The organism is Fructobacillus sp. EFB-N1 (genome assembly GCF_001038455.1).
GTDB classification, from domain to species: Bacteria; Bacillota; Bacilli; order Lactobacillales; family Lactobacillaceae; genus Fructobacillus; species Fructobacillus cardui.
This window is the reverse complement of sequence record NZ_LDUY01000023.1, coordinates 16362-29567: the sequence shown is the minus strand read 5'-3', so window position 1 is coordinate 29567 and position 13206 is coordinate 16362. Positions and strand designations below refer to the sequence as shown.

The 13206-nt window shown below is 43.4% G+C and carries 9 protein-coding genes; 2 read left to right on the top strand and 7 right to left on the bottom strand.

The window, feature by feature from the left end; translation table 11 throughout:
- Window positions 1–391 precede the first annotated feature (391 nt).
- The gene (locus FEFB_RS08290; RefSeq protein ID WP_053068960.1) at window positions 392–2188 is read right to left on the bottom strand and encodes a BspA family leucine-rich repeat surface protein; all 1797 of its coding nucleotides are present in this window, start codon (window positions 2186–2188) and stop codon (window positions 392–394) included.
- A 1794-nt stretch (window positions 2189–3982) separates the two neighbouring features.
- On the opposite strand from FEFB_RS08290, the gene FEFB_RS06365 reads away from it, so the two are divergent.
- The gene (locus tag FEFB_RS06365; protein WP_047975406.1) at window positions 3983–4327 is read left to right on the top strand and encodes a hypothetical protein; all 345 of its coding nucleotides are present in this window, start codon (window positions 3983–3985) and stop codon (window positions 4325–4327) included.
- Between the two features lie 178 nt (window positions 4328–4505).
- Entirely contained in the window at window positions 4506–5003 is a 498-nt protein-coding gene (locus tag FEFB_RS06360; protein ID WP_053068959.1) for a helix-turn-helix domain-containing protein, read from the top strand.
- A 520-nt stretch (window positions 5004–5523) separates the two neighbouring features.
- Here the strand turns inward: FEFB_RS06360 and FEFB_RS06355 are convergent.
- The 6 genes from FEFB_RS06355 to purF are packed head-to-tail and all read right to left on the bottom strand — an operon-like array spanning window position 5524 to window position 13196.
- The gene (locus FEFB_RS06355) at window positions 5524–7191 is read right to left on the bottom strand and encodes a formate--tetrahydrofolate ligase (RefSeq protein WP_047975405.1); all 1668 of its coding nucleotides are present in this window, start codon (window positions 7189–7191) and stop codon (window positions 5524–5526) included.
- 10 nt (window positions 7192–7201) lie between these two features.
- Window positions 7202–8464, bottom strand: coding sequence for a phosphoribosylamine--glycine ligase (purD, locus tag FEFB_RS06350; RefSeq protein ID WP_047975404.1), 1263 nt, complete (start codon window positions 8462–8464; stop codon window positions 7202–7204).
- 18 nt (window positions 8465–8482) lie between these two features.
- A complete protein-coding gene (gene purH / locus FEFB_RS06345; protein WP_047975403.1) occupies window positions 8483–10009 on the bottom strand; it encodes a bifunctional phosphoribosylaminoimidazolecarboxamide formyltransferase/IMP cyclohydrolase in 1527 nt (508 codons plus the stop codon).
- On the bottom strand, window positions 10006–10611 hold the full coding sequence (purN, locus tag FEFB_RS06340; RefSeq protein ID WP_047975402.1) for a phosphoribosylglycinamide formyltransferase: 606 nt from the start codon (window positions 10609–10611) through the stop codon (window positions 10006–10008). The genes purH and purN overlap by 4 nt, the downstream gene beginning before the upstream one ends.
- Window positions 10596–11654 carry a phosphoribosylformylglycinamidine cyclo-ligase gene (purM, locus tag FEFB_RS06335; RefSeq protein WP_047975401.1) on the bottom strand — a complete coding sequence of 353 codons (1059 nt, stop codon included), beginning with the start codon at window positions 11652–11654 and terminating at the stop codon, window positions 10596–10598. The genes purN and purM overlap by 16 nt, the downstream gene beginning before the upstream one ends.
- A complete protein-coding gene (gene purF, locus FEFB_RS06330) occupies window positions 11655–13196 on the bottom strand; it encodes an amidophosphoribosyltransferase (RefSeq protein WP_047975400.1) in 1542 nt (513 codons plus the stop codon).
- Window positions 13197–13206 lie beyond the last annotated feature (10 nt).

Sequence of the window (13206 nt, the reverse complement as noted above, 5' to 3'; positions counted from 1 at the left end):
TGGAAGAAATATTGGTATAACCAAATTTACGAGCCACCTGAACATAAGACGCATCATGCTTGATGGCCCAAAGTGTCAATCGTAACCGAAATTCGGGTGTTACTTGTGGTGGCTCGTAAATGATCTTTGATCCATGGGCTTCGTATGCAGCAATGAGCATCAAACGTTCATAAGTTTGTCAGCCGTATTTATGAGCAACTTGATTAGCAGACAAGTCATATTTGATAGTCTTTTTAACGGCTTGTAGTTTATATTCTTTAGAAAATTTAGTCATAAGAAAAACCCTGAAAGTTATGCAACTTTCAGGGCACAGGTCAACACTCAGGGACTGAGTTTTTTTACTTTGGTTAACGGGCATTATGTTAACTAGCAACAAGATTAGTTTTTCTTGTCACGATAATGGCTGAACCCCAAGAATCCAAAGTGCAGCAGTAAGACCGATAAGACTTGCAATACTGTTGTGTTGTTCTTTTTTACTTGTATCTGGCAGGGGATTGTATTTTGATACGCGACTCTCGTTATGCTGTTTAGATGTTAGTGACGGCATAAAGACATCAGGACTAGTATTTCCTGATATAGCTGGATGAGTACCATTTGATTCAGGAAGTGATGGCGTTGCCGTTTTATCGTGATTAACAGGGGTAGTTGTTGCATCTCTTGTATAAGTGACTGTGAAGTCCAAGTCCTTTGAATCGCCATTCACTGTTTGAGCAGCGATTTCAGACTTGTCTGCCGTGTAACCCTTCAAAACTGGACTTTGTACAGCAGCAAAGTCTTGGTTAGCACTCCATGCACCGTAGGTTACTTCACCAGTGACAGCATCAGTGTATACAGGACGACTAAAGGTAACGTTCTTTTCATACGTGTCTGCGGCTTGCTGGCCATCTGCGTACTGATAGTGAATATTTTCCTTAACAGTCTTTGTGTCTGTTGCAATAGTAGGGGAAGAGTAAGTATTCCATTGCCATACGCCAGCATGGATAGTATCATCCATTAATTGTGTGGACGTTTTAACATCATTGTTGTCACTACGCCAATTAGCATAGGTGACCTTTTTAGAGTCCGTTGTTCGCAAATCACCCACTACGGGATCTAAAAGACCAACAGTTGAATTCAGAATGGTACTATCACCAAGTGTGATTTTGCTTGTACCATATGTAGTATTACCGTACTCATAGTAAAGGTTTGACAACATATCTTTTATATTCCGGTTACGCGTATCAAAATTTGTTAAGTTTAATTCATTGTTTGAAATTGTCCAACTAAACATATTTTGGTATGTTTCAGCTGATTTTGTGCTGAAACCTGAAACATCAATGCCTGAGAGTGAAGAGTCCCCATTAAACATGTAAGAAAAATCTTTGACAGATTCCGTTATCAATTGATCAATCCCTTTAATGTGAACCAAGTTAACAGAACCACAAAACATATAACTCATATCAGTTACATTTCTCGTAGTTTGAGAAAATGTTCCAGAAATATCTAGGGTTTTGTCAGTTCCTCCATCAACACCCCCATATTCCCAAAACATTTTATTCATGTTTTTTACGTTTGAAACATTCCATTTTGCTACAGATAAATTATTCAGACTGTGTGTATGTGTAAACATTAGAGCCATGTTATCAACGTTTTGGACGTTCCAATCTCCAATTCCTTTGATGCTAACTAATGAGTAATTTCTGTAAAACAATGCCTGCATATTTGTTACGTTACTTGTGTCAAAAGTACTTACATCTGCTGTAACCAAATCAGTATCATTTAAGAAGAAATTATCCATTGTTATGGTGTGAGTTGTATCAAATTTTGCACCATTATCAAGACTAAAATTTGTAAGATTTACTAAATTAGCAAAAAGACCAGAAGAAATTTTAGGCGCAACAACATTTCCATTAATATGGATTTCTTTAATATCATCAGCGTTCAATTTTCCATTTGATCCCCAAGGATTATTATCTGTTGTAATAGTTCCATTACTTACTGTTAGAACACCAGTAATGTTATCAAAAGTAAAGGTTGCTGTTCCCCATGTCCCAGTTGTTTGGTTAGTTACTTGTTGAGGAGTTCCTGATTCTGTTAGATCACTGGCGCTTGCTTGGTATCCAGTTACCAATAGAGTAACGGAAAACATTATGGCACCAGTGATTAAAAATTTTCCAGATTTGTATATTTTATATTTTTTTACTTCCATAGCACCCCCTCATTTGTATCGTAAATTTAATTTATCTGTCTAATTATACACGTATTTGGCATTTTTTGTAGGTAAGATTACAAGTTTGACAATTTTAATTCGAACGAATCCGCAAATATTTCCAATGTGTTCGATAATAATGTAATTTCAATGGCCGCTTGTTAATAAGTTCAACGGCTTCATATAAACGCTGCTCCGATACGTTCCTAAAATAACTTTTCTTTGGTAAGAAATAACGAAGCTTACGATTAACTAATTCATTGGTGGTTCGGCCCCCAGGGAGAATGAGCATAGATACTTTTGAACAAAGAAATAACTTGTTTAAAATGCCGAACACTTTTCAAATAGGTGTCAATTTTTTGTAAATGATATACTGTCAATATGGGCAATAAGAAACTTGATAGTTTACAATCGTTTGACAGCTTAACAGCTCCTTCAAAAGAGCTTAAAATAAGCCGACAAACACTATATGAAAGGCTCAAAATAAACAATCTTAAAGGATGATTATCTTTTACAAAAGAAGGACTGTCGCTGTTAAAAAAAACGTCCAAATAAAAGTGTCAAGGTTGACAGTCAAGTGGACACTTCAAAACGTGACACTGTCAGTGTGCTTAGGGAAGAGTTGCGAGCTAAAAATCATACAATTAACCAATTGAATGAACAGTTAATCAATAATCAAAAATTACAACTTATGAGTCAACCAATATCCGAGCAGTTAACAAATGAATTGCATGAGTTAAAAAAATTGAACCACCAAAACAAGGTTTTTGGGCAAAGGATATTTGGACAATAAAAATAGACCGGAATACAATTCGACCTATTTTTTTGTTTGGATATGCTATGATTGGATTATCAGCGAAAGCTAAAACATTTGAATACGAAAAAGACCGCTAATTACTTTGGCGAGTAACTAACGGTCTGCACAGTAACTGAAAGCACCAGTCGCCATGTATTTTATTCTTCACTTTTGGGGTTTCCCTATGTAGATTATTTTACAGTCAAAAAAGTAATAAATCAACCAAAAAAGACATTGAGAGATCGCATAGCAATTGCTAGGCGGTCTCCTTTTTAGTTACTGTGACGGCTTTTGCTTTTCTTAGGGCCGTTACCCTATAAGGCTGATACGGGACAGGCGTGTACCCGTAAGGAGGGAGGCAGTTGTTCCGTCCAAAGGTTAACGTAGTGTTTAACTGGGCAATGAATAATTGGACATGGGTTAGCTCGCCCTGCAAGTAATTAGCAAAAGTAATGGTTCCTAGATTAGCCCCTAGGATGCTCTGAGAAACGTTTAAAGCTCAGAGCGGAAGTCCTACAACAAATTACCCATAATAACACGGGAGAGTGGGCAGAATGCTCTTTAAACGATACATGCGACTTGACCAAAGCGATGGCTCTTGGCTATACCTTGGGAAGCCCTTATGAATTCTTAAATATTGAGATTTTACCTAAAGGTTATCTCTGCTCAAAAACTAAAAAATAAGGTACGTTATGTTAAGTAGCGGTGATTACGAAGGGAGACGACTTTGTCTCAGATAGATAAGTCGTAGTGTTGGCTTTTCTTGCATATCCATTCTCAATCCGATAGACTGTCATTAAAGTTTTTTAGAATAAGTATCATTTTAATATGGATGGAGATGTGATGAAAAAGGTAGTCACAATTGTTGTTATTTTTTTAGTTCTTGTTTCAGGAACTTTCCTAGTTTTAAGAACTAGTTCTTCTCAGTCAGGACATTATGTTGGAAAAAAATCGATGCATCTTCAAGAAATGGTCGAACATTACAAGATAGCGATACTATGACTAGTATTGGTGATCAAAGTTCTGCATCAGCAGAGACTGGGAGTGATGCAAATATGATTTCGAATTTGCCTAGTCCAAATACCAACTCAACAGTACCTCCATCACAACAACGAGAAGAGCTAGGTCGTAGTCATCCAGTTGCTAATGGTCAGGAAGCAATTCGTATGGTACAGAGTCTCCCAGGTCAAAATAAGAACGATAGCTATCAAGGGGTAACTGATAAATTATTTGGCAATAGCAATGAAAATATTTTTGACGTTGAAGTTTTGTCTAATAATAATGAGCCAAGTGAAGTTTATCGAGTATATAAGGATGGTCATTATGAATTTCTAAGACCTTAATATAGATCTTAGTAACAAATCATTTTAACCAATACCAATCTTTTAAAATGAGATATTTTCTACTTTTTAGTGTTGTAAAGTAAAAAAGGAACCGATACTAAAAAGTAAAAGGTTCCGTCTAAATATTTTTTTGATATGAACCCCGAAATTTGGAAAACCAAATTTCGAGGTTTTTATTATGTCCAAATTATTAAAAAAAGATAAAATTAATATTTATTATCTTTGGAAAAATCAGCATCATAGTTCGAAACGAATTGCTCAAAAATACAAAATTAATTACAGCCATGTTAGTTACTTAATTGCTTTGATTGAAGAACACGGTTTATCCGTTTTAGATCATTCTTATCAGTTCCATTCGAATGATTTGAAACTTGAAATTATGCGAAAGGCTCTCAACTCCAATCGGTCAATACAATCCGTCTCACTTGAGTACGTCCTACCAAGTAACGGACGTCTTTACAACTGGCTTCGCTCTTTTCGCGAAAGCGGTTATACTATCGTTACTAAGAAAAAAGGACGGAATCCAAATGATCAATCAGGAGAAAGAACGGTTCGAAGCGGAAAATCGCAAGCTCAAGAAAGAAAACCAAGCCTTATAAGAGAAGAAGTTGGATTACTGCTTGGGTTATTTCTTCCGCTTGTCCTGTTTTTCGCGTTCGATTCGTTCGTCCAATAGGGCATCTAATTTTATATATATTCGTTGATGGTGCACATCCTCAAGTTCTTTTCTTATAAGGCTTGGTTTTCTTTCTTGAATTCTCGAACTTGTTGCTTTAACTGTTCGGTTGTTTTGCCGGCTATGACTCTTTCTCTCTCGTTTCTTAGTAACGATAGTATAATCATTTTTTGTATTTGTGCACCCATTTCTTTAATAACGAACGATCAGAAAGGGCGTACTTAACTGCCACTTCATGTACAGAAAGGTCTTCTTTAACAGCAAGAAACTTTTTTATTCGTATACTTTGTGTAAGATTTTTTTAAGACATCAACACCATGAGTTTCTGCAAACCTGATGATATAATAAACAGTCGATAGATCAATACCATCTTTTTTCGTGAATTTCACGCGGGCTTAGATGACTTTTCCCCCACATAAAATACATATTAACTTTATCTTGATTCGTAAATTGACTCATAAAAAAACCTCAGAATTTTGTCTCAATTCTGAGGTTCATATTACTTTTATCATTCAGATCATTAGAACAAGCCAATAATCTGCCCGTTTTCATCAATATCGATGTCCAAGGCAGCCGGATGCTTTGGCAAGCCAGGCATGGTCAAAATTGACCCAGTCAGGGCAACTAAGAACCCTGCACCTAGCTTGGGCACGAACTCACGGATATGAACCGTAAAGTCCTTCGGTGCACCTAATTTCTTCGGATCATCAGAAAGCGAATATTGCGTCTTCGCCATCACGATTGGCAACTTGTCCCAACCGTACTGCGCAAAGTCCTTCAATTGCTTTTCCGCTTTAGCAGATAGTTCGACAGCTGCGCCGCCATAAATCTTTTCAACAATGGCCTGCAACTTCTCTAATGCAGGCGCATCTTCTTGGTACAGTGGGGTAAAATCAGCATCCGCCTGGTCAATGGTTTCAACCACGGCCTGGGCAAGATTCTTGGCACCAGCACCACCTTGGGCCCAAACATCAGCCAAGAAGACCTGGGCACCCAGTGTCGCCACAAAGTCTTCAATCATACTAATTTCAGCGTCGGTATCAGCCGTGAACCGGTTCACCGCCACCAAAACTGGACGACCATAGCGTTGCATGGCCTTGATGTTTTGACCAAGGTTTTCCAAACCAGCCTTTAAGGCTGTTAGGTCTTCCTGGTTCAAATCAGCTAGCGCGGCGCCCCCGTGGTGCTTCAAAGCACGAACGGTCGCAACAACCACGACCGCATCGGGTGCCTTGCCGAGCTTTGGCACCTTGATGTCCATAAACTTTTCGCCACCAAGGTCTGCACCGAAACCAGCTTCCGTAACAACGTAGTCCGCCAGTTGCAAGGCCGTCTTTGTTGCCAAAACGGAGTTCGTTCCCTGAGCAATATTGGCAAAGGGACCGCCGTGAATAATAGCTGGTGTGTGGGCCAACGTCTGAACTAAGTTGGGCTTAATCGCGTCCTTCAAGAGAACGGTCAAGGCACCAGCCACACCTAAGTCAGCAACAGTGACCGGTTTTTTATCATAGTTGTAGGCCACGACAATCTTTTCAATTCGCTTCTTCAAGTCTTGCAAATCAGTTGAGAGGGTTAAGACGGCCATCAATTCCGAAGCGACCGTGATATCAAAGCCGTCTTCGCGTGGCACACCTGAAGTCGGTCCACCAAGACCAATCGTCGTGTGACGCAAAGCACGGTCATTAATATCCAAAACCCGTTTCCACAAAACGCGACGTGAATCAATCTTTAATGGGTTACCCTGGTAAATACTATTATCCAGCGCTGCCGCCAGTGTATTGTGAGCACTCGTCAAAGCGTGGAAATCACCAGTAAAATGCAGGTTAATATCAGCCATTGGAATCACTTGCGAGTAACCACCACCAGTTGCCCCACCCTTGAGACCCATCACTGGGCCAAGGGAAGGTTCCCGCAAGGCAATCATAGTCTTTTTTCCAGCCAAACTTAAAGCATCCGCCAAGCCAACCGTCACAGTTGACTTTCCTTCACCAGCCGGTGTTGGATTAATCGACGTTACCAAAATCAGCTTACCTAACTCTGATTTACGATCAACACTTTTATCCAGGTTAATCTTGGCCTTATCATAGCCGTAAGGCTCTATTTCATGCGCCTGCAAGCCTGCTTTTTCGGCAATCTCGCTAATTGGCTGAACAACCGCTTCTTGTGCAATTTCGATATCTGTTTTCACTGGCACATCCTCATTCTTTCGCTAAGTCAACCGCCCAATGACCGATGTCATGACGGTAAACTAAGTCACCATGGATCTTATCCAAAACATCATATACTAAGGCTTGCGCACTTACCGTGTCCTTGGCATGACCAACAACTGTGGCCACGCGACCACCGCTAGCGACCAAGCCATTTTCAGCAAGTTTAGCACCAGCGTAATTAACCGTCAATGGTGACAAATCAGCTGCCGTTGGCACCACGCCACCCTTCTCGGGTGCCTGTGGATAGCCCGGCGCTGCCAATACAACCCCTAAGTAGACATCGTCTTCTTGCCACTGTACTTCTGGCTCTTTTCCTGCTAACAAATCCAAAATTAATTGATAAAAATCAGATTGGAGCTGAGGCAAGACCACCTGGGCCTCTGGATCACCAAAGCGAACGTTGAACTCAATCACCTTTGGTCCTGCTGCGGTGAGCATTACTCCGGTATATAAGACACCGGTAAAGGGTGTGCCCCGGTCAGCCATAGCGGCTAACATTGGTGTTACTAACTCATCAACTGCCTGCTTGGCATCTGCTGGACGCAACCAAGAAAGTGGGCTATAAGCGCCCATTCCACCGGTATTTGGTCCACGATCATGGTCGTAGCGACGCTTATGATCCTGTGCCATTGGCGCATGGACAACCTGTCCATCTTGACCAACCAAAGAGAAGATGGAAAATTCAACACCGTTTAAGAATTCCTCAATCACTAATTTAGCGGTTGGGTCCTTCTTATACAGGCTTTGCAGATATTCATCAGCACTCGACTGGTCTTCAATAATCGTGACACCCTTACCGAGTGCCAAACCATCAAGCTTAAAGACCATTGGCCAATCAAAGCGAGCAATCGCTGTCTTTGCTTCGTCTTGGCTTGTCACTGTGACGGCCTTGGCCGTTGGAATTTGGTTAGCAGTTAAAATTTCCTTGGCAAAGGTCTTTGACCCTTCCAACTGTGCGGCAACAGCCTTTGGACCAAAAATCTTCAAGCCGGCGGCTTCAAAGCGGTCGACAATCCCTAAAATCAAAGGATCTTCGTTGCCGACAAAGGTAAAATCGACCTGTTGATCTTGAGCAGCCTGCACCAAGGCGTCTAAGTCGTTTGCCCCAATGGGTAAGCGAGTCAAGTTTTCTTCCTGCATGCCATCGTTCCCAGGAGCCACGAAGACTTCATCAACCTTGGGACTTCTCAAAAATGTTTGGGCGAGCGCATGTTCACGCGCACCTGAACCAATTACTAATACCTTTGCCATAGCGAATGTTCCTCTTGCTTAATGCTTGAAGTGACGACGACCTGAGAAGACCAAAACCAAGCCCAATTCATCAGCCTTATCAATTGAATCTTGATCCTTGATAGAGCCACCAGGTTCTACCACTGCCTTGATGCCGTTTTCAGCGGCATACGCCACTGAATCATCCATTGGGAAGAAGGCATCAGATGCCAAAACAGCATCTTCAAAGCCAGGCTTTGCCTTGGCCTTTTCGATTGACATCTTTACTGAGTCAATTCGGTTTGGTTGACCGGCTCCAACACCCAACGTTTGGCCATCACGGGCCACCACAATGGCGTTGGACTTCGTGTGCTTAACAGCCTTTTGTGCAAAGACCATTGCCTTCAACTGTTCGGCAGTTGGTTGTGCCTTTGAGACGACCTTAAAATCAGCTTCCGTTTCGGACAACAAGTCACGGTCCTGGGCAACAAAGCCACCCAAGACAGAAGTTACTTCAGTGTGGTTTGGCACATCCTTTGTGAATGGCAAAGTCAAAAGACGCAAGTTCTTCTTCTTGGCCAAGACTTCATAAGCTTCCTTGGTAAAGCTTGGGGCAATAATGATTTCTAAGAAAATCGCGTGCATCTTTTCGGCAGTTGCCAAATCAACTTCGCGGTTCAAGGCAACGATACCACCAAAGATTGAAATATCATCGGCAGCAAAAGCTTGGTCCCAAGCTTCTTCAATTGTTACGCCCTGGCCAATCCCGGCTGGGTTCATGTGCTTAACCGTTACGACTGTTGTTTCATCATATTCAGCAATAATGCGCAAGGCTGCATCAGTGTCGCGAATATTGTTGTAGGACAATTGCTTACCATGCAAGATATCAGCATTCAAGATTGAATACTTTTCAGGCAATGCACTTGTATAAACGGCAGCGTTTTGGTCTGGGTTTTCCCCGTAACGCATGTCATCAAACTTTTCACCAGAAATCGTCAACTGTTCTGGGAATTCCTTGTCAGTCAAGTATGAAGCAATCAAGGCATCATAGGCAGCAGTGTGTTGGAAGACCTTCGTTGCCAACTGACGGCGGAACTTTTGGTCATCTTCGCCACTCTTCAAGTGGGCAATCACTGCTGCGTAATCCGTTGGATCAACGACTGGCAAAACAGCAGCAAAGTTCTTGGCTGCTGAACGCAACATTGATGGGCCACCGATATCAATGTTTTCAATGGCATCCGCATCGGTGACGTCAGGCTTCAAAATCGTTTCCTTGAATGGGTACAAGTTAACAACCACCATGTCGATTGGTGTAATGTCATGTTCCTTCAAAGTTGCCATGTGTTCAGGCAAGTCACGACGGGCCAACAAAGCTCCGTGCACGCGGGGGTGCAACGTCTTGACACGGCCATCCAACATTTCTGGGAAGTTCGTAACATCTTCAATCCCAATGACATCCAAACCGGCATCGGCCAATGCCTTGTGTGTGCCACCAGTTGAAACCAATTCAAAGTCTAATGCTACTAATTGCTTGGCAAAGTCTACCAAACCTGTCTTATCGGAAACGCTTAACAAGGCCCGTTTCATTGTAAAAATACCCCTTTTTCTAGTAAATCAGCTAATACTGCTGGATAAAGTTCATGTTCAACTGCGTGAATTCGTTCAGTCAAATCTTCCAGTGAATCTTCTGGCAATCGTGGCACTGCCTGCTGGGCAATTGCTGGTCCAGTATCAATACCGTTGTCGATGAAGTGAACAGTCACACCCGTTTGCCGAACGCCGGCCTCATAAGCATCTAGGATACTATGGCGACCAGGAAACTTTGGCAACAAAGCCGGGTGCAGGTTGACAATTTTTTGTGGAAAGGCAAAAAGCAGTGTTTCCGTCAAAATGCGCATATAGCCGGCAAGCAAGATACCATCAACTTGGTGTGCCTGTAATTCGGCCACAATCGCTTGTTCGGCTGCCGCCTTATTTTCATAGCTTGGATACCACACCTTGAAAACCGGAATGTTCCACTTTGCTGCGCGCTCGATAACCGGCGCATCTTGGTGATCAACAACAACCAAAACGATTTCTGCCGGTAAGTCTTTGTCAACAATTGCCTCTTGCAAGGCAGAAAAATTAGTTCCTGTTCCAGAAGCAAAAACGGCCAACCGGGCCTTTCGTTGCTTTACTTGGCTGGCCATGGCGCATCCCCCTCAAAGAAGACCTCTTCACGATCTGCTTCAGCTGGCACAATTTCACCAATCCGATAAGCTGGTTCATCGCGTTCTGCTAACTGGTCTAAAATAGCATCTGCCTTGTCAGCAGGCACCATCAAGACCATGCCCAAGCCATTGTTAAAGGTCAACAACATATCATCGAGGGATAAGTTACCAGCCTCTTGCAACTTCTTAAAGATTGGCAAAATTGGCCATGTGCCCCAGCTGATTTTTGCTTGGACGTTCTTTGGTAAGGCTCGTGGCAAGTTTTCGACCAGGCCACCACCCGTAATGTGGGCGGCTGAATGAACCAAGCCCTGTTCAACCAATGGCCACAAAGCGTTGGTATACAGCTTCGTTGGTGCCAAGATTTCTTCTTGCAAGTAATCTGGCAAGTCGTTGAAGGCGTTGGCATCATCATGGATACCCAAGACCTGGCGAACCAAGGAGTAACCGTTGGAATGAACACCAGAGGATGGCAAACCGATCAAAACATCGCCAACCTGGACATTCTCATTTTGTAGCAACCGACTTTTTTCGGCCACACCAACCGCAAAAGCGGCTAGGTCATAGTGATGAGGTTGGTACAAGCCTGGCAATTCGGCACTTTCACCCCCAACAAGGGCAATCTGCGCTTCCTTGGCCGCCTTAGCAATGCCAGTTACGATTTCGGCGGCAACCGCTGGTCGCATCTTGTCGACGGCCAGATAGTCCAGCATAAAAGCTGGCTTGGCACCCTGAGCTAAGATGTCATTCACGACCATCCCAACCAAGTCCTGACCAATCGTGTTATGCCGGTTAGCGGCAATTGCTAAGAGAAGCTTCGTTCCAACCCCATCAGTGCCGGAAATCAGGACCGGTTCCTTCAAGCCCGCATCAAGGGCGTAAACAGAACCAAAACCACCTAGTCCGGAGACAACGTTTGGTGTGTAGGTATCTTGCACGGCGTCAGCCATTAAGTCAACAGCCTGGTTACCCGCTTCAATATCAACCCCGGCAGCCTCATAAGCGTTGTGCTTTTTTGCCATTTAATTTGCTCCTTCTACTCGCTGATCTTCTGCTGGATTCTGCGGAACATACAAGCTGGTTGGCTCTTCATCAAAAGTTACCTCACCGCTTGCCTTAGCTTCAGCCATTTCTGGGCTGTAGTCATAAATTGGGCTTGGGTAATGACCACTAAAGTAGGCAGTCGTTAAGCCGGTTTCACCATCTGGCATCTGCAAACCAATTGATGCCACCAAGGCATCATTACTCAAGAATTCCAGTGAGTCCGCTTCAATTAATTCGGTCATTTCGGCCAAAGTATGGTTGTTTCCCATCAATTCGGCCCGGGTTTGAACGTCAATCCCGTAAAAGGCTGGGTACTTAAAGATTGGGCTCGCAATTCGAACGTGGACTGATTTTGCCCCAGCTTCTTTCAGCATCCGGACAATGTAGCGGCAAGTTGTACCTCGAACCAAGGAGTCATCAACGAGGACAACATTCTTGTCCCGAACGACGGCTTCAACTGCTGACAGTTTCATCCGTACGGCGCGTTCACGCTTGTCTTGGGTAGCCTCGATAAATGTCCGAGCAATATACTGATTTTTGACCAAGCCCATTTCGTTTGGTAGTCCGGCGCCTTCGGCATACCCGCTAGCTGCAGACAAACTCGAATTTGGCACCCCAACAACGATATCGGCACCAGGAACTGGTTGTTCCTTAGCCAATGCAGCCCCCATTCGCTTCCGCGCTTGGTGAACATTGATTCCGTGAATATCAGAATCGGGACGGGCGAAGTAAACGTATTCCATCACGTCGACGTTCAACGTCGTCTTGTCCGTGTAATGAGTGATGTTCATGCCATCCTTATCGATTCGAATCAATTCACCAGGTTGCACATCACGCACGTACTTTGCTCCAACAACGTGGAGGGCAGCCGTTTCAGACGTGACCACGTAAGAACCGTTATCAGGCATTTGACCGATAACAAAAGGTCGGAAGCCGTGTGGGTCCAACATGGCATACAAGGCGTGTGGTGTTAGCAATAAGAAAGCAAAGCCACCACGCAATTGATTCAAGGCATCTTTGATTTTTTCATCAAAGGTCTCGGCCTGTGACCGACGAATCAAGTGCAAAATAATTTCAGAGTCAGATGAGGATTGGAAAATCGCCCCATCTTCTTCCAACTGGTTGCGCAAAGTCTGCGCATTAGTCAAGTTTCCGTTATGGGCCAAGGCCAATTGCATATCATGAAAATTAGCCATCAAGGGTTGGATATTTTCAATTCCATGCGCCCCGGCAGTTGCATAACGCAAGTGACCAGTCGCTGCCCGCCCCTTCAGGGCTTCCAAGCGACGTGGGTCAGCAAAAACTTCGGCAACAAGGCCGATACCACGTTCCTGCCAAAGGTGACCCTTGTTGTTGGCAACAATCCCGGCGCCTTCTTGACCACGGTGCTGCAACGCATGCAGACCATAGTAGGTCAAATTGGCCGCATCATCACGACCCCAGACACCAAAGATGCCACATTCTTCATTTAATGATGAGTAAGCCGCTTGTTCGGTCACTTCATTCACATATTGATTCATTGGTGTGCTC

Bases quoted from the DNA above. Each gene is read 5' to 3' on its own strand.
- FEFB_RS08290 (WP_053068960.1), bottom strand. From the start codon at position 2,188: ATGGAAGTAAAAAAATATAAAATATACAAATCTGGAAAATTTTTAATC.
- FEFB_RS06365 (WP_047975406.1), top strand. From the start codon at position 3,983: ATGACTAGTATTGGTGATCAAAGTTCTGCATCAGCAGAGACTGGGAGT.
- FEFB_RS06360 (WP_053068959.1), top strand. From the start codon at position 4,506: ATGTCCAAATTATTAAAAAAAGATAAAATTAATATTTATTATCTTTGG.
- purD (WP_047975404.1), bottom strand. From the start codon at position 8,464: ATGGCAAAGGTATTAGTAATTGGTTCAGGTGCGCGTGAACATGCGCTC.
- purH (WP_047975403.1), bottom strand. From the start codon at position 10,009: ATGAAACGGGCCTTGTTAAGCGTTTCCGATAAGACAGGTTTGGTAGAC.
- purN (WP_047975402.1), bottom strand. From the start codon at position 10,611: ATGGCCAGCCAAGTAAAGCAACGAAAGGCCCGGTTGGCCGTTTTTGCT.
- purM (WP_047975401.1), bottom strand. From the start codon at position 11,654: ATGGCAAAAAAGCACAACGCTTATGAGGCTGCCGGGGTTGATATTGAA.
- purF (WP_047975400.1), bottom strand. From the start codon at position 13,196: ATGAATCAATATGTGAATGAAGTGACCGAACAAGCGGCTTACTCATCA.